At 72.3% G+C, this 16,336-nt stretch carries 12 protein-coding genes; 8 read left to right on the top strand and 4 right to left on the bottom strand.

Annotation, left to right across the window (positions count from 1 at the left end; all coding sequences use genetic code 11):
* Positions 1-146: 146 nt before the first annotated feature.
* The 3 genes from ACQPY0_RS14875 (at position 147) to ACQPY0_RS14885 (ending at position 5,641) form a co-directional block, all read left to right on the top strand.
* On the top strand, positions 147-2,108 hold the full coding sequence (locus ACQPY0_RS14875; protein WP_432989035.1) for a glycosyltransferase family 2 protein: 1,962 nt from the start codon (positions 147-149) through the stop codon (positions 2,106-2,108).
* Positions 2,105-3,256 carry a glycoside hydrolase family 26 protein gene (locus tag ACQPY0_RS14880; RefSeq protein WP_432989037.1) on the top strand — a complete coding sequence of 384 codons (1,152 nt, stop codon included), beginning with the start codon at positions 2,105-2,107 and terminating at the stop codon, positions 3,254-3,256. Before ACQPY0_RS14875 ends, ACQPY0_RS14880 begins: the two co-directional genes overlap by 4 nt.
* 78 nt (positions 3,257-3,334) lie before the next feature.
* Positions 3,335-5,641 carry an Hsp70 family protein gene (locus ACQPY0_RS14885; RefSeq protein ID WP_432989039.1) on the top strand — a complete coding sequence of 769 codons (2,307 nt, stop codon included), beginning with the start codon at positions 3,335-3,337 and terminating at the stop codon, positions 5,639-5,641.
* A 50-nt stretch (positions 5,642-5,691) separates the two neighbouring features.
* On the opposite strand, the gene ACQPY0_RS14890 is transcribed toward ACQPY0_RS14885, so the two are convergent.
* From ACQPY0_RS14890 to ACQPY0_RS14900, 3 genes are all read right to left on the bottom strand, one after another.
* Positions 5,692-6,714 carry a LacI family DNA-binding transcriptional regulator gene (locus ACQPY0_RS14890; RefSeq protein ID WP_432989041.1) on the bottom strand — a complete coding sequence of 341 codons (1,023 nt, stop codon included), beginning with the start codon at positions 6,712-6,714 and terminating at the stop codon, positions 5,692-5,694.
* Positions 6,715-6,901: 187 nt separating this feature from the next.
* The gene (locus tag ACQPY0_RS14895; RefSeq protein WP_432989043.1) at positions 6,902-8,719 is read right to left on the bottom strand and encodes a cellulase family glycosylhydrolase; all 1,818 of its coding nucleotides are present in this window, start codon (positions 8,717-8,719) and stop codon (positions 6,902-6,904) included.
* 155 nt (positions 8,720-8,874) lie between these two features.
* Positions 8,875-9,462 carry a mycothiol-dependent nitroreductase Rv2466c family protein gene (locus ACQPY0_RS14900; protein ID WP_432995239.1) on the bottom strand — a complete coding sequence of 196 codons (588 nt, stop codon included), beginning with the start codon at positions 9,460-9,462 and terminating at the stop codon, positions 8,875-8,877.
* A gap of 120 nt (positions 9,463-9,582) precedes the next feature.
* On the opposite strand from ACQPY0_RS14900, the gene tsaA reads away from it, so the two are divergent.
* Both tsaA and ACQPY0_RS14910 read left to right on the top strand, forming a co-directional pair.
* Positions 9,583-9,999 carry a tRNA (N6-threonylcarbamoyladenosine(37)-N6)-methyltransferase TrmO gene (gene tsaA, locus ACQPY0_RS14905; RefSeq protein ID WP_432989045.1) on the top strand — a complete coding sequence of 139 codons (417 nt, stop codon included), beginning with the start codon at positions 9,583-9,585 and terminating at the stop codon, positions 9,997-9,999.
* A 41-nt stretch (positions 10,000-10,040) separates the two neighbouring features.
* Positions 10,041-11,132: an LLM class flavin-dependent oxidoreductase gene (locus ACQPY0_RS14910; RefSeq protein WP_432989047.1), complete on the top strand. Its 1,092-nt coding sequence runs from the start codon at positions 10,041-10,043 to the stop codon at positions 11,130-11,132.
* On the opposite strand, the gene ACQPY0_RS14915 is transcribed toward ACQPY0_RS14910, so the two are convergent.
* Positions 11,114-12,511, bottom strand: coding sequence for a hypothetical protein (locus tag ACQPY0_RS14915; RefSeq protein ID WP_432989049.1), 1,398 nt, complete (start codon positions 12,509-12,511; stop codon positions 11,114-11,116). The two genes, ACQPY0_RS14910 and ACQPY0_RS14915, sit on opposite strands and share 19 nt — an antisense overlap.
* 83 nt (positions 12,512-12,594) lie before the next feature.
* On the opposite strand from ACQPY0_RS14915, the gene ACQPY0_RS14920 reads away from it, so the two are divergent.
* The 3 genes from ACQPY0_RS14920 to ACQPY0_RS14930 all read left to right on the top strand — a co-directional run bounded on the left by ACQPY0_RS14920 (position 12,595) and on the right by ACQPY0_RS14930 (position 15,801).
* Positions 12,595-13,296 carry an HAD family hydrolase gene (locus ACQPY0_RS14920; protein ID WP_432989051.1) on the top strand — a complete coding sequence of 234 codons (702 nt, stop codon included), beginning with the start codon at positions 12,595-12,597 and terminating at the stop codon, positions 13,294-13,296.
* A 67-nt stretch (positions 13,297-13,363) separates the two neighbouring features.
* Positions 13,364-13,819 carry a hypothetical protein gene (locus ACQPY0_RS14925; protein WP_432989054.1) on the top strand — a complete coding sequence of 152 codons (456 nt, stop codon included), beginning with the start codon at positions 13,364-13,366 and terminating at the stop codon, positions 13,817-13,819.
* Between the two features lie 26 nt (positions 13,820-13,845).
* Positions 13,846-15,801: an Hsp70 family protein gene (locus tag ACQPY0_RS14930; RefSeq protein WP_432989057.1), complete on the top strand. Its 1,956-nt coding sequence runs from the start codon at positions 13,846-13,848 to the stop codon at positions 15,799-15,801.
* Positions 15,802-16,336: the final 535 nt, after the last annotated feature.

The following is a 16,336-nucleotide window of genomic DNA, read 5'->3' on the forward strand; positions in this document are numbered from 1 at the left end:
ATTTATGGCCAGCCGTTCGGGCGGTCCTTAAGATCGCATTCTGTGCCTACGATCGGCAATGTCGAAGTCGGCGCGGGAACGGCATCTACGGTGGCGTCCCGACGAGTTCTGGAAGATCGGAGGCCGGGTCGTTGCTGGACACCGCCGTGCCCCGATCGGTGACGGCCGCGAACGTTGCGGGCGGCGCCGGGGTTGATTCGAGCCGCCGTCGGCGGCGTCTTGAGCGGCGTCGGGAGCGTCAGCGGGCGAAGCTCGCCGAGACGCATCGCGCGTACGAGGACTGCAAGGCGATCACCGGGGCGCTGACCACGCCGGGGCAGGCGCAGCATCCGGTGGTGTACCGGTATGTGGGCGGGCCGTGGCGGCGGGTGATGCTGTCGCTGCTGATCGCCGCGAACTTTCTGACCGGGCTGGTGTTCGTCGGGTGGCTGCTGCTGCCGGAGCACATCCCGGGGGCCAGGGGAGACACCCTCGGGGCCGGTGACTGGCACGTGATCATGGCGCGGGTCGCGTTCTGCTTCGTGGTGCTGGTCGAGGCTGTGCGGATGCTGCAGAACTTCGCGGTGTGGGTGTTCGCGTGGAAGGCGCGCGACCCGGTGCCGATGGTGCCCGGGCGCGGGCTGCGCATCGCGATGCTGACCACGATCGTGCCGGCCAAGGAGCCGATCGACGTCGTGGAGCGGTCGCTGCGGGCGATGCAGCGGGTGCGCCACGACGGGCGGGTCGACATCTGGATTCTCGACGAGGGCGACGACCCGCGGGTCAAGGCGATGGCCAAGCGGCTCGGCGTGCACCACTTCAGCCGCAAGGGCCGGCCCGAGTTCAACCAGGAGCACGGGGCGTTCCGGGCCAAGACCAAGTCGGGCAACCACAACGCCTGGCGGGCCACGCACGAGCACGTGTACGACGTCGTGGCGCAGATGGACCCCGACCACGTGCCGCTGCCGGACTTCCTGGAGCGCACGCTGGGGTACTTCCGCGACCCGGACGTGGCGTTCGTCGTGGCGCCGCAGGTGTACGGCAACATGTACGACAACTGGGTCGTGCACGGCGCCTCGGTGCAACAGTACCTGTTCTCGGGGCTGATCGAGCGGGGCGGCAACGGGCTCGACGCGCCGCTGCTGATCGGCACCAACCACCTCTACCGGCCGCTGGCGTGGGCGCTGATCGACGGGTACCAGGACTCGATCATCGAGGACCACCTGACGAGCATGGTCGTGATGGGGGCGAAGAACCCGCTGACGGACGGCAAGTGGAAGGGCGTCTACACGCCGGACGTGATCGCGGTCGGCGAGGGGCCGACAAGCTGGACGGACTACTTCAACCAGCAGAAGCGGTGGGCGTACGGCGTGTGGGAGATCCTGCTGCGCCGCTCCCGCCCGCACCTGAAGCACCTCGGCGCCCGGCAGCGGCTGTGCTACGGGCTGGTGCAGTCGTACTACCCGAGTGTGGCGCTGTCGGCGGTCTCCGGTGTGGTGGCGACCGGCACGTATTTGGGGCTGGGCATCAACGCCGCGACGATCCAGTGGCAGTGGTGGCTCGCGCTGTGGTCGGCGAGCATGGGCACCTGGGTCGTGCTGTGGCTGTGGCTGCGAAGGTTCAACCTGGCCCGGCACGAGCGCAAGGAGATCGGCGTGCACGGCATGCTGCTCGCGCTGTTCGCCGTGCCGGTCTACGTGGCGGCGGGGTTCGCCGCGCTGCTGCGCCGGCCGCTGGCGTACGCGGTGACCGCGAAGGGGCGCCTGCGCAGCGTGGACGGGCCCAAGACGTTCCGCACGCACCTGCTGTGGGCGCTGGTCGGCACGGCGCTGCTGGCGACGAGCGCGCTCATGGGGTACGACTCCATCGCCCTTCGCTTCTGGGCGGCGGTCAGTATGGTCGTCGGGCTCGTGCCGCCCCTGATCGCCTACGGGGCGCATCTGCGCAGCCGCGGCACCGAGGTGCCCGAGGAGGACCCGGTGACCGCCGGGCTGGTCGTCACCGTCCGCGCGACGGCCGCCAGCGCGATGTCGATCGACGACCTGCCGACGGTGCGCGGGTTCCCGGCCGTGCCGCACGCGGGGTTCCCGATGCCGCACCAGGCCCAGCGGCAGGGGAGCCACGCATGATCACGCTGCCCCGGATCATGCTCGCCGCGCTCGTGATCATCGGCGGGTACGTCTTCGTCGTCGCCCCGCGCGTGGATGCCTACGTCAATCCGAGCGCGCAGTGGCAGGAGAAGCTCGCCGAGCCCCGGCCCAGCTTCACGCCGGCACCGAGCGCGCCGGGCAGGAAGGCGCCGACGTTCCCCGCGGCGGGCACCGGCTTCTTCGGCGTCTTCACCGACAAGGGCCCCGGCGACCTCACCGACTACAACGGCTTCGTGCAGGCGGCGGGCAAGAACCCGCAGGTGATGATGTTCGCCTCGGGCTGGGGCGCGCAGCCGCACTTCGACCGGCAGCCGTTCGACCGCATCGTCAACCGGGGCATGCTGCCGATGCTGGGCTGGGAGCCGTGGGACTACCGCGCCGCGTCCAAGACGGACCGGGACCGGGGCACGCAGCCGAAGTACCAGCTCGCGCGGATCAGCGGCGGGGACTTCGACGCGTACATCACCGAGTGGGCCAAGGGGATCAAGGAGCTGGGCTATCCGGTGGCGATCCGCTTCGCGCACGAGATGAACGGTTACTGGTACCCGTGGTGCGAGTCCGCCAACGGCAACCAGCGCGGCGACTACGTGGCCGCCTACCGCCACGTGCACGACCTGTTCAAGGGGCTCGGCGCGACCAACGTCATCTGGGTCTGGAGCCCCAACGTCGTCTACGAGAACGCCACACCGCTGTCGCGGCTGTACCCCGGCGACGACTACGTCGACTGGGTCGGGCTGTCCGGCTACTACGGCACGGCGGGCATGGAGACGTACCAGACGTTCGAGCAGATCTACCGGGGGACGCTCGCCGAGCTCAAGACGCTCAGCAAGCGCCCGATCGTCGTCACCGAGACGGCGGCCACCGACGAGCGGGGGCGCAAGGCCGACTGGATCACGGACCTGCTCCAGACGCTGCCGAAGCATCCGGAGATCATCGGGTTCCTGTGGTACGAGTCGGTCAAGGAGACCGACTGGCGCATCGCGGCCTCCCCGGCCGCCTCGGCGGCGTTCGCCAAGGGCATCGCCCAGCCGTACTTCGACGCGCACTGGACGCCCGACTCGGTGCCCCGCCGGACCCTGGCTACGGCGGCCGCGACCCCGGCTGCGTCGGGCTCCCGATCGAACTAGTGCCCCCGCCACGGCCCCGAACTAGCATTGCCGCCGCGCGGCTGATACCTACTGAGGAGCATCCATGAGCAGGTCGTCGTGGTGAGCCCGACGCCCGGCGGCTACGTCGTCGGCATCGACCTCGGCACGTCGAACACGGTCGCGGTGATCCGCTCGCCCGACGGGCGGCGGCGCCCGGTGCTGTTCGACGGCGCCCCGCTCATGCCCTCGGCGGTGTTCCTCACCGACAACGGGCAGCTCGCGGTCGGCCGCGACGCGCAGCGGCTGGCGCAGCTCGACCCGGGCCGCTACGAGCCCAACCCCAAGCGGCGCATCGACGAGCAGTCCGTGCTGCTCGGCTCGGCCGAGATCACCACCGTGCACATGCTCGCCGCGGTGCTGCGCGCGGTCGCGGTCGGCGTCGCCGAGGTGACCCGCTACGCGCCGCCGGTCGTGCTCACGTACCCGGCCTCGTGGGGCCAGACCCGCCGCAAGATGCTCTACGACGCCGCGATCGCCGCCGGCTGGACCGACGTCAGCATGATCCCGGAGCCGGTGGCGGCGGCACGGTACTTCATCAGCGCCCTCAACCACCCGCTGCCGCCCGGCGAGGCGGTCGTCGTCTACGACTTCGGCGGCGGCACCATCGACATCGCCGTGGTCCGCAACGACCCGCAGGGCTTCACCGTCATCGGCTCCGGCGGCCTCGAGGACGTCGGCGGCCTCGACCTCGACGCGGCCCTCGTCGAGCTGCTCGGCGGCGTGCTGCAGACCTCGCAGCCCGAGGTGTGGGGGCGCCTGCGGGACCCGCGCACCTCGCAGGATCGCCGCGACCGGCGGCTGTTCTGGGAGGACATCCGCGGCGCCAAGGAGATGCTCTCGCGCACCACGGTCGCCCCGGTCACCGTGCCCGGCGTCGAGGCCGCGCTACACGTGACCCGCGAGGAGCTCGAGCACACGATCGGGCCGATGATCACGCGGACCGTGACCGAGACCGCCCGGGTCGTGCGCGACTGCGGCCTGGCCCCGAACAAGCTCGCCGGCATCCTGCTCGTCGGCGGCTCGTCCCGGGTGCCGCTGGTGGCCCGGATGCTGCACCGCGAACTGCAGGTCGTGCCGACGGTCCTGGAGCAGCCGGAGATCCCGGTCGCCGAGGGCGCCGTCGTACACCCCGCGGAGCTCACCGCCGACGGCCGCTTCGCCGTCGCCACCGGCGTCGCCTCGGTCAGCGCCCCGCCGGTCGGCGGCGCGGGGGTCTACCGCACCGACTCGATGCCGGTCCCGGTCTCCGGGCTGCCCATGTCGGCGCCCCCGGTCTCGGGCGCGCCGGTCTCCGCGGCCCCGGTCTCCCCGGCCGTGGCGGGCATGTCGGTCGTCGCCCCGCCGAAGCCGCCGACGATGGAGGGGCCGCCAGCGGGCGGGAGGAGGCGCGCGGCGCTCATCGCGAGCATCGCGGCAGTGGTACTGCTGGCCGCCGGCGGATTCTTCGCGCTGAAGGCGTACAAGAACGAGGCCCAGTCGCCGATCGGCAAGTGGGAGCGGCTCAACCAGATCCCGGGTGGCGTCGGCATCGAGGGCGCCGGGGCGGCCGTGCTCGACCGGCAGCTGTACATCATCGGCGGCTACACCGCCGAGGACCCCCGCGGCGCGACCGACGCGGTGTGGATTCTCGACCTGATCTCCGGCTCGTATATCCGCGGGCCGAGTCTGCCCAAGGCGAAAAGCCACATGGGGGTCGTGCTCGACAACAACAGGACCATCTGGGTCATCGGCGGGCTCACCGACAAGGGCGCCTCGGACGAGGTCTACACGCTCAAGGCGGGCGCCAACGCTTGGGTCGAGGGGCCGAAGCTGCCGGTGAAGCGCAACTCCGGCGCCGCGGCCTTCGACGGCAGCGGCATCATCTACGCCGGCGGCACCGACCCCGCCACCAACGCACCCACGGACAACGTCTGGGCGCTGAGCAACGGAACCTGGTCGCAGATCGGCACGCTGTCCGTGCCGCGCGAGAAGCTCGCGGCGACGAGCGACCGGACCGGGACGGTCTGGTTCATCGGCGGGGCGTACCTGAACCAGAGTAAGACGTACGACACCATCGACGTGATGTCGCATCGCCAGATGGACACGAAGACGAACCTCAAGCTCGACCACCCGCGCGAGGGCCCCTCGGCGCTGGTGATCTCCGGCATCGGGCTGTGCGTGCTCGGCGGGCACAACGGCGGCGAGGTCTACGACTGGTGGTGCGAGCAGGGCGAGAAGACCGGCAGGCTGCCCAAGCTGTCGACGCCGCGGGCCGGAATGGCGGTCGCGGCCGCGGAGGGCACCGTCTACGCGGCCGGCGGTTACAACACCGCGACGGGCCTGCGCGGAACGAACACGGTGGAGGCGTTCCGGTACATCAACTGAGTCCCGGGACGCCGTTCGGACTGCCGATGCTGGTGTCCAGCGTGAACTGCTCAGTGCGGGGCGGCCGCGGTGCTGCCCCGCACCACCAGGCCGGCCGGGCGCTCCTGGAACGACTCGGGCGCCCCGCCGTCGATGAGGTCGAGCAGCACCCCGGCGGTGTGCGCGCCGTAGGCCTGGATGTCCCACGACAACGCGGTCAGCGCCGGCCGGGTCAGCACACACAGCTGTGAGTCGTCACCGGCCACAATGGACAGCTGCTCCGGCACCGCGACGCCCATCTCGGCCGCCACGTTGAGCGCGGCGACGGCCATGAGGTCGTTGTCGTACACGACGGCGGTCGGCCGGGCCCGGCGCGACAGCAGCGCCCGGGTCGCGCGGGCGCCCTCCTCCCAGCTGTAGTCGGTCTCCACGACGCTGTCCTCGACGAGGCCGTGCTCGCGCATCGCCTCCCGGAACGCCGCGATGCGGACCTGGGTGTGGTCCAGCGCCGCCAGCCCGGCGACCCGGGCGATGCGCCGGTGCCCGAGCGCGTAGAGGTAATCCACCACCGAGTTGACCGCCGCCGTGTCGTCCGTCCACACCGCGGGCAGGCCCGTATCGGGGCGGGGCCGGCCCGCCACGACCGTCGGGATCTGCAGCTCCTCGATCACCCCGAGCCGGATGTCGTGCTCCCACAGGTCGGTCAGCACCATCCCGTCGACCCGCCGCTCGGCCCAGGCCAGCCGCATCGCCGCGATCGCCGCCCGGTGGTCCTCGACGATCTGCAGCAGCAGGCCGACCCGCCGCGTCGACAGCTCGCGCTCCAGGCCGGCGATGAAGCGCATGAAGAACGGCTCGACGCCGAGGGTGTCTGCAGGCCGGGCCAGGGCCAGGCCGACGCTGTGCGCGCGGGACCCGGACAGCGACCGGGCCGCGACGCTCGGCCGCCAGCCGATCTCGTTGGCGATGTCGATGATCCGCCGCCGGGTCTCCGGGGAGACGCCTGGGCGGCCGTTCAGCGCATACGACACCGCGCCGATCGACACCCCGGCGCGGGCCGCGATCTGCTGGATGGTGGGGCGTTTCGCCGGCATGCGTGCACGGTAGCCGCTCGGCCCCGGTGCGTTCATTTCGTCGCGCCGGCAGTGAGCCCGCTGTACAGGAACCGTTGCGGAGAGCGGAACACGACGAGCACCGCCGCCGAAAGCTCCCGCATGGTCTCTCCAGCTGAAGGTTTCAGTGGAGCCGGGCTGAACTTCAGCCCGGCTCCGCTGGGGGTGATTACGGGTTCTGGGTGAGCAGGTGGGCCTTGAAGCCCTCGCCGAACGTGCTGGTCGGGGTGCCGTTCCAGTCGGTGATGAGGACGTTGCCGACGCTTCCGCACACGCCCCACGGGTTCCACGTCCAGGCCAGGTAGCCCACGTTGTGCGCGTCGGCCCAGGTCATCACCTGGTCGATGTAGTCGTGGGCGCAGGTGTTCTGGCCGATCTCGCTGGCCACCACCGGCACCTGGGCGGCGACCGTGCCGATCTGGGTGTCCCAGCACGCCGTGGTGACGCAGGCGTTGAAGTTGTACGTGTGCCACGACGCCATGAGGTTGCCGGTCGGGTCCGACGGCTTGTAGGTCAGCCACTGGGTCAGGTCGTTGGTCCAGGTCAGCCCGGCGGTCATGATGACGTTCGTGGCACCGGTCGCCCGCACCGCGTTGACCAGGCTCTGCATGCCGGCGACCTGGTACCCGATGCCCGTGCAGGTCCCGCCGTCGCGCAGGCACGTCCACGCCGCCGCCGCGTCCGTCCAGTTGTTCGCGGCGTCCGGGTAAGGCTCGTTGAACAGGTCGAACATGACCGCGTTGTTGCCCTTGAACGCGGTGGCGACCTGGGTCCAGAACGTCGGCGCGTACTGCGCGTCCGGCATCGGCTTCTGGCAGGTCGCCTTGACGTCCGAGCAGCCGGCGCCGGCCCCGGAGTACTGGCCGTAGTTCCAGTGCATCTCCACGATCGGCGTGATGCCGCTTGCGACCAGCAGGTTCACGTAGTCCTTGACCGCCTGCTGGTAGGCCGCGCCGCTGGTGCCGGTCGACGGCACGTCGGCGGTGCCGAGCCAGCACTCCTCGTTGAGCGGGATGCGCACCACGTGCACGTTCCAGGTCTTCATCGCGTCGATGGAGGCCTGGTCGGCCGGGCCGTCCCACATCCCGTTGCCCTGGATGCAGGCGAACTCGCCGCTGGAGCGGTTCACCCCGAGCAGGCGGTACGGCGTGCCGGCGGCCGTGAGCAGCTTGTTGCCGGACACGTGCAGGGCCGGCGCCGCGCTCCCGGTGCCGCTGCCGTTGACCTTGATCGAGACCGGCGTCGTGGTCGCCGTCGCCCCGGCGTTGTCGACGGCGCGGGCGCTGAGCGAGTAGGTGCCGGCCGCGACGCCGCTCCAGGCGAAGGTGTACGGCGCGGTGGTGTCCGAGCCGACGACGGTCGAGCCGGACAGGAAGTCGACGCGGGCGACGCTGCCGTCGGTGTCCGCGGCGGTCGCGGCGAAGTTCACTGTCGCCGGGGCGGTGTAGGCCTGGTTCGCGGTGGGGCTGGTCAGGCTGACCGTCGGGGGCTTGTTCGGGCCGGGAGAACTGCTCGACGGGCTCGGGCTGGTCGGGGTGCCGGTGCAGGCCACGCCGTTGAGCACGAAGTTCGTGGGCTGCGGGAACGGGCTCGGCGGGGTGCTGCCGGAGGCCGAGCGGGTCCACTCGCCCTGCAGGCCGACGGTGGTGTTGGTGGCGCCGGTGCCGATCGAGCCGTTCCAGCCGCTGTCGGTGGCGGTGACGCTGGTGGTGCCGGCGAAGCCGGCGTTCCAGCCGCCGGAGCGGGTCTGGCCGCTGGGCATGGTGAAGGTGAGGGTCCAGTGGCTGATCGGGTCGCCGAGGTTGGTGATCGCCAGGCTCGTGTTGAAGCCGCCGGAGGTCGGCGAGGACTGCCACGCGCTGAGATTGCTGTACGTGACCGAACAGCCGGAGGTGGCGGCCGCGGCCGGGAGCGTCACGGCCGCGACCCCGGCGGCCGCGAGCACGCCGACGGCGCCGATCGCCAGCGCGGCTCTGCGATGACTCATACGGTTCCTCGTTCCTGAGGTGATCGTCGATGGACGGTGCGCCTAGGAACGTGACGAGATTAAACATTTAAGTCAAGGCGTGCGTGCGCGCTGCCGTGCTTACATGGCGTCAGGCCTGAAACTTTCGCGGTGGATGAGCTTAAGCTTTTAAGGTCCTAGTCGACGGTCGGGGAGACGCGGTTGCCGCGTTTCAGTTCGTAGAAGCCCGGGGTCTGCGCCATCAGCAGCATGCCGTCGAAGAGCTTCCCCGCCGCCTCGCCTCGCGGGACCGGGGTCACCACCGGGCCGAAGAACGCCGTCTGCCCGATGTGGACGGCCGGGGTGCCGAGGTCGTCGCCGACCGGGTCCAGGCCCGCGTGGTGGCTTTTCAGCAGGGCCTCGTCGTGCTGATCAGTGTCGGCGGCCGCGGCGAGGGACGGGTCGAGGTCCAGTGTGGACAGTGTGGCGTGGTACAGGTCCGGGCCGATCGGCATCCTGTCGTGGTGGATGCGGTTGCCCATCTCGGTGTAGAGGTCGGGCAGGGAGTCGGTGCCGTAGCGATGCTCGGCGGCGATCAGCACGCGGACGGGGCCCAGGGTGTCGGCGAGCCACGTGCGGTACCAATCCTCGAGGCTTTCCCGGTTCTTGTTGAGCAGCCACAGGCTCATCACGTGGAAGCGGGCCCGCACCGGGCGGACCCGCTCCACCTCCAGCAGCCAGCGCGAGGCGTTCCACGCCCAGGGGCACTTCGGGTCGAACCACATGTCCACGATCGTCACGCCCTCCATTCAAGCCGGGCGTGTTGGCCCTCGGAAGTTCCAATTCCCGCGCAACTTCGTTGGGCCAAGTTCCGGAAAAGGGCACCTGGTGTAGGGTCCGGGCTCGTGGAGCATGACGGGTTCGTGGTCCGGCCCGTCGGCCGGGTCGAGTCGCCGCTGACGGACCGGGCCGGCGCGCCGCGCCAGGGCGACGAGGGCGCCCCGGAGGCGTGGATCGTGTTCGAGGAGCGGGTCGCGCCGGCGCTGGCGGACCTGCGGCCCGGCGACCGCGTGCTGCTGCTGACCTGGCTGCACCGCGCCGACCGGGGCGTGCTCGCCGTGCACCCGCGCGGCGACCTCGCTCGCCCCGAGACCGGCGTGTTCAGCACCCGCGCCCCCGACCGGCCCAACCCGATCGGCCTGCACGGGGTCGAGATCCTCGCGGTCGACGGGCTGCGCGTGCGGGTCGGCGGCATCGAGGCGATCCACGGCACTCCCGTCCTGGACGTCAAACCGGTCCTCGGCGGCGCCGGCGAACGCTGAGCCCTGGCCTATTACATAGTTTGCCCATAGGATTAGATCCTATGAGCGACCCGGTCTTCCACTGGTTCCTGCCCACCGGCGGCGACGACCGGGCGGTGAGCGCGGCCAGCCACGGCGGGATCATCGGCGCCCACGAGCCCGCGTCCGCGCCGCCCGCCGGGCGCCCGCCGACGCTCGAGTACCTCGCCGAGATCGCCCGCGCCGCCGACCGCCTCGGCTACGCCGGCGTGCTCACCCCGACCGGCGTGCACTGCGAGGACGCCTGGCTCACCACCGCCGCCCTCATCGCCCACACCCGCCGCCTGCGCTTCCTCGTCGCGTTCCGGCCCGGCCTGATCACCCCGGTGCTCGCCGCGCAGATGGCCTCGACGTTCCAGCGTCTGTCCGGCGGGCGGCTGCTGCTCAACGTCGTCATCGGCTCCAGCGCCGAGGAGCAGCGCGGCTACGGCGACCCGCTCGGCCACGACGCCCGATACGAGCGCGCCGGGGAGTTCCTCGACGTGGTCCGCGCGGCCTGGCGCGGCGAGCGCTTCGACCACACCGGCCCGCACTTCCAGATCACCGGAGGACTCCTGCGGGAGCCCCCGTCGGTGATCCCGCGGGTGTACCTCGGCGGCTCCTCGCCCGCCGCGATGCGCCTGGCCGCCCGCCACGCCGACGTGTTCCTGACCTGGGGCGAGCCGGTCGAGCAGGTCGCGGAGAAGATCGCCAAGGTGCGCGCCGAGGCCGACGGCCACGGGCGGGAGCTGCGCTTCGGCATCCGCCTGCACGTGATTACCCGCGACACCGCCGACCGGGCGTGGGACGACGCCGAGAGGCTGATCGCCGGGCTCTCCGATGACGTCGTACGCCAGCGTCAGGCGAGCCTGCGGGCGCTCGAGTCCGAGGGGCAGCGCCGGATGCTCGACCTGCACCACGGCGACCGCGACCGCCTCGTCGTCGCCCCGAACCTGTGGGCCGGCATCGGCCTCGTCCGCGGCGGCGCGGGCACGGCCCTGGTCGGCAGCCACGCCGAAGTGCGGGCACGCATCGAGGAGTATCGCGCGATCGGTATCTCCGAGTTCATCCTGTCGGGCTACCCGCACCTCGAGGAGGCATACACCTTCGCCGAGGGCTACGAGTTGCGCACCTGAGTCGCGCACCCGCTGGCGACGCCGGACCACTCGGCGCCGAGGATCGTGCTCGACGAGGACTCCAGCGGCTTCTTCTCGCGCACCACCGCGCCGAAGAAGTCCAGCATCTTCGGCTCGCCGAACTTCTTCGCCAGGCACGTGACGGCGAGCAGGGCGATGCCGTATCGCGCGTCGATCTCCGCGCTGGACGCCTTCTCCGGCGGCGGCCCCATGGTGATCTTGCCGTCCCAGCCGTTCTTCACGAACTTCCGCACGTCGGGCAGGCGCCCGCGCGTGGTGGAGCCGTCCCGGTCGGCGATGTAGTCGGCGATGCCCTCGATGAGCCACCAGTCCTCGGCGCCGCCGTAGTCCTCGCCCACGGTCACCACGTGGCCGAACTCGTGCGTGAGCAGGGTCTGCAGCCAGCTCTGGGTCGCGTCGGCGGACTGCATGACGATGCCGCGCGGGCCGGTGGAGTAGCCGTCGTAAGAGGCGCCGATGTCGCCGTTGTCCCACCACGACTTCCACTCGCCCTCGCCGGCGACGTACACGATGTACCACTTCGGCGCCGGGTCCCAGTGCGCATAGCGGTCGGCGACGTCGGCGGCCGCGTCGGCCTTGGTCAGCACCCGCTGCAGCTTGCCGGCGTTGGCCGCCGAGCCCGCGACGATGACCCGCCGCCCGGCGAGGGCCTGCAGCGCGGAGGCATCCCACGGCTCGGAGGTCTGCTCGTATTTCGCCACGGTCGCCGTGTCGCCGGCGATCGTCCACGACGTCTGCACGACCTGCGGGAACAGCTGGGTGCAGCCCTGCCCGAAGCAGTAGTCGAAGCGCACCAGCACCGACCAGGTGCCGTCGGCGTTCTGCGACGGCTTGTCGACCAGCGTCGGCTTCCACGACTGCACGCCCATCGCGTGCAGCGAGCCGTATCGCCTGGCGAACCCGTCCTGCAGCCCGGCACCGAGCCCCTTGAGGTATCCGTCCTTGTCCCCCGCCAGCAGCGCCTTGGACTGCTTCCCGAGCGCGTCGAGGATCTTGTCCGAGACCGTCGGCTCGCCCTTGGCGGTCGCCGCGGCCCCGGCGGGCGCACCCGAGCGCCCCGCCAACCCGTGGCCGGGCAGCGTGACGGTCTGCCCACCCGGCCCCAGCGAGGCGATCCAGACCAGCAACGCGAGCACGAGCAGTGTGGCGACGACCACGCCGGAGACCAGCGGCCAGCGGCGTCGCCGGGCCGGAATCGGCGTCGGCACCGGACCGGTGGACGGGGTGGGCCAGTAGGCCGGCGGCAGCGGCGGGGGAAGCGGCTGCGCGGGCACATACATCTGCGGACCCCGCTGCCGCGGAATGAAGGCGGCCGATTCCTCGACCGGCGCCCCCACCTGCTGCTCCCCGTCGTTCACGCAGGAACCGTACTGGATGCGAGCTACTCTCGGGAATCGGCGGACCGGCCCGTCACCGGACGTGACGTCCATCCTGTCGCAGCGTGGTCGCGGCGCGTACCGTCGCGATGGTGGACGCGCTGGTGTTCGACTTCGACGGCCTGCTCATGGACACCGAGAGCACCCTGCTGGAGGGCTGGCGGGCCGAGTGGCGCCACCACGGCCTGCGGCTGGACGAGTCCGGCTTCTTCGCCGACCACGGCGGCGACATCACCGCGGCCCGCTACGCCGAGCTCGCCGCCGCCGTCGGCCCCGGCTACGACCGCGCCGAGAGCCACGCGCGCCGCATCGCGTACCGCGACGCCCTGCTCGCCTGCCTCGGCCTGGCGCCCGGCATCCGCGAGTGGCTCGACCGGGCCGAGGCGCTGGGCCTGCGGATGGCGGTGGCCAGCAGCTCGCCCCGCGCCTGGGTCGAGGAGCACCTGAGCCGCACCGGCGACCTCCAGCGCTTCGAGGTGCGCGCCTTCGGCGACGAGGTGGCCGCGTACAAGCCCGACCCGGCCGTCTACCGCCTGGCGCTGGCGCGCCTGGGCCTGCCGCCGCAGCGGGCAGTCGCGTTCGAGGACACCCCGCACGGCACGGCCGCGGCGAAGGCGGCGGGTCTGCGGTGCGTGGCGATCCCCAACCCGTACGCCGACCCGTCCCGCTTCACCGCGGCCGATCTGGTCCTGCCCTCCGCCGCCGGCCTCGGCCTGGACGCCGTGCTCAATCGTTTGGGCCTGCGGGAACGTCACCCCGCAACGTGATGCGGTGCGCCTGCCATGGCACGCCGAGCGCCAAGTAGGCGATCCGCAACCGTGTACCGTGGTCCGAGTGGATCATCTGTGGGGGCTGTTGCCGGACGACGTGCGGGCCCGGGTCGACGAGGAGCTCGCGGCCGGCAACGGGGTGCGCCCGATCCAGCTGGTCCGCGACAGCATCCGGCTGAAGCGCGACGACTGCGACCTGGAGGAGAAGCCGGACCTGGCCGCGTGCCGGCAGACCGTGCAGTGGCGCCGCGAGCTGCTCGAATCCGACGGTTCCCTGCCGCCCTTCGCCGCGGCCGACCTGCCCGCGGTCCTGGCCCGGGCCCGGCTGATGTCCGCGCCGATCGAGGCGATCGAGGCCCGCCAGGTCGGTGAGTACATCCGCCTGTTCGCCGTCGTGCGCCGCCCCGAGCGTGACGAGGTGCCGCTCGTCGCGCTGCCCGACGCCGAGCCGGGCGAGGCGGCCCAGATCGGCGCGGGCCTGTCCGCGGAGCTGGTCGTGCCGCTCCGCTGGCACGTGTAGCGGCCTGCCACTTGTAGGATTCCGCGATGCCTTTCCGGTTCGCGGTGGACCTCGGGACGTCCAACACCGTCGCGGTCGTCGACCGCGGCGACGGCACGCCCCGTCCGCTGCTGTTCGACGGTAGCCCGGTCCTGCCCTCGGCCGTGTTCGCCGACGCCTCGGGCGCGCTGCTGGTCGGCCGGGACGCCGAGCGGCTCATGATGACGGACGCGGCCCGCTTCGAGCCCAACCCGAAGGGCCGCGTCGACGAGGGCGTCATCCTCCTCGGCGACCGTGAGGTGCCCGTCGCCGAACTGCTGGCCGCGGTCCTGCGCCGCGCCGCCGGTGAGGCGCTGCAGACCGGCGTGCCGGTCATCGACGCCACCGTCCTGACCTGCCCCGTCGACTGGGGCAACACCCGCCGCCGGGTTTTGCTGGAGGCGGCCGCCCGGGCGGGCCTGGGCCGCGTGACACTGCTGGACGAGCCCGTCTCCGCGGCGACGTACTGCGTCCGCGCCCTGGGTGGCCGCCTGGCCGCGGGCCGCTGCGCGGTGGTCTTCGACTTCGGCGGCGGCACCCTGGACGTGACGGTTGTCGAGGCCACCGGCGCCGGGCTGCGCGTGCTGGCCACCGGCGGCCTGGCCGACCTCGGCGGGACGGACGTCGACGACGCGCTCGTGGGCCACCTGGGGCACCTGGTCGCCGCCGCCGACCCGCAGCTCTGGCGCCGCCTGGCCGCCCCGCAGACCCTGGCCGAGCTGCGCGACCGCCGCACGTTCTGGTCCGAGGTACGCCAGGCCAAGGAGATGCTCTCCCGCGCCGCCTCCGCCCCGGTCCACGTCCCCGGCAGCGACCGAGCGACGCACCTGACCCGCGAGGAGCTGGACCGCGTCGCCGGCCCGCTCGTCGACCGCGCGGTCGACGAGACCCGCCGGGTGCTGCAACGCTCGGGTGTGACCCCGGCGGTCCTGGACGCGATCGTCCTCGTCGGCGGCTCGAGCCGCCTGCCCCTGGTGGCCAGCCGCCTGCACGCCCGCTTCGGCCTGGCCCCGGTGGTCCCGGAGCAGCCCGAGCTCCCGGTGGCCTTCGGCGCCCTCCTCCTGGCCAACGACACCCCGCAGCCCACACCCACCACATCCACCGCGATCCCGGCTTCGCCCGTGTCGGCGATGCCGTCCGATCGCACCTCGACCGGCGCTGTGTATGGGGGCACCGCGTCCGTTCCGGTCCCGGCCGCCGCCCCGACGAGCGGTTTCCCGGCCGCACCCGCCAGCGGCTACCCGGGCGCGCCCGGCCACGGCCATCCCGTGGCTCCGGTGAGCGCCTACCCGGGCGCGCCGGTCAGTGCTCCGCCCGAGGCCTCTGCGCCGGTACCACCGCAGCGCCCCCGCCGCCCGTCGGTCATCATCGGCCCGGGCGTGACGATTCAAGGCAACGTGGCCGTGTACGGCGACGACTCCCTCATGCCCGACGACGATGACGACGAGCCCCGCCGGGCGCCCGCCGCCGACGAGCCGCCGCCGCGTCCCCGCCGCCGGCGCGGTGGCGGGGGAGTGCTGCGCCGCCTGCGCTTCGCGGCCCTGCCCCTGCTGCCGTGGGTCCTCATCATGACCCTCACGCCGTGGGGTCGTGGCCTGTTCAACGACGGCAAGGCCAAGGTCGAGTCCCTGTTCGGCGCCGGCCCGAGCCCGAGCCCGAGCGCGTCCGCCCCGGCCACGCCACAGTCCCCGAGCCCCCAACCCGCAACGGTTCAGCTGCAGCCGCCGAGCGGCCGGGCGGGCGGGACGGTGAAGCTGAGCGCGCGCGGATTCGCCCCTGGGGAACGCATCGACGTCCGGGCGGGCACCAAGCAGCTGACCACGTTGACCGCCGACGACAACGGCGGCGCCGAGACGAACCTGGTGGTGGCCGCGCCGGGCACCAAGGCGGGCCAGGTCGTGGTGACGCTGCAGGGCAGGACGAGCAAGAAGAGCGCCACGGCCTCGTACCTCGTGACCGCCTGACGCCGCCGGCGGGGGTGTGCGCGGGGGCGCTACTGTCGATCGAGGTGGCCCGGCACGAACGGCGGACGATGTCGGGCGATGCGCCGATGGCATCCGCTGTCGATCTACGGTTCGGTCTAGGTCCATGTGGCAGTGTGGGGTTTGCGGCGCGAGCAACGCCGATGACGGCGTGGCGTGCTCGTCCTGCGGTGCTCGGCGCCCGTCGCCGGATCCGGCTGCCCAGGGCCTCGGTGCGTGGCCCCCGCCCGGCACCGCGCCCGCGGAGGGCCAGGCCGGCGGCAGCATGCCCGTGGGCGACGGACGCCCGCCGGGAGCCATGCCGGCCGACCCGCCGGTATCGTGGCCCGCCTCCGCCCCCGCCGACGAGTTCGGCTCCTGGTCCCCGGCCGCGGCCGCGCCTGGTGCCGGCGCGAGCTGGGGGCAGAATCCCGCCCCGGCCCCTGAGGGCGGCGTTGCCTGGTCGGTATCCGGGCCGGAGGCCGCTGCCCCGGCGTCCGGCGCGACACATCCGGCAAATCCGATAAATCCGCCGAGT

It is taken from the genome of Dactylosporangium sp. CA-233914 (genome assembly GCF_050942935.1).
Taxonomy (GTDB): Bacteria; Actinomycetota; Actinomycetes; order Mycobacteriales; family Micromonosporaceae; genus Dactylosporangium.

Coding starts and splice junctions, on each gene's coding strand:
- ACQPY0_RS14880 (WP_432989037.1), top strand. CDS start 2,105: ATGATCACGCTGCCCCGGATCATGCTCGCCGCGCTCGTGATCATCGGC.
- ACQPY0_RS14890 (WP_432989041.1), bottom strand. CDS start 6,714: ATGCCGGCGAAACGCCCCACCATCCAGCAGATCGCGGCCCGCGCCGGG.
- ACQPY0_RS14895 (WP_432989043.1), bottom strand. CDS start 8,719: ATGAGTCATCGCAGAGCCGCGCTGGCGATCGGCGCCGTCGGCGTGCTC.
- ACQPY0_RS14900 (WP_432995239.1), bottom strand. CDS start 9,462: ATGTGGTTCGACCCGAAGTGCCCCTGGGCGTGGAACGCCTCGCGCTGG.
- ACQPY0_RS14910 (WP_432989047.1), top strand. CDS start 10,041: ATGAGCGACCCGGTCTTCCACTGGTTCCTGCCCACCGGCGGCGACGAC.
- ACQPY0_RS14930 (WP_432989057.1), top strand. CDS start 13,846: ATGCCTTTCCGGTTCGCGGTGGACCTCGGGACGTCCAACACCGTCGCG.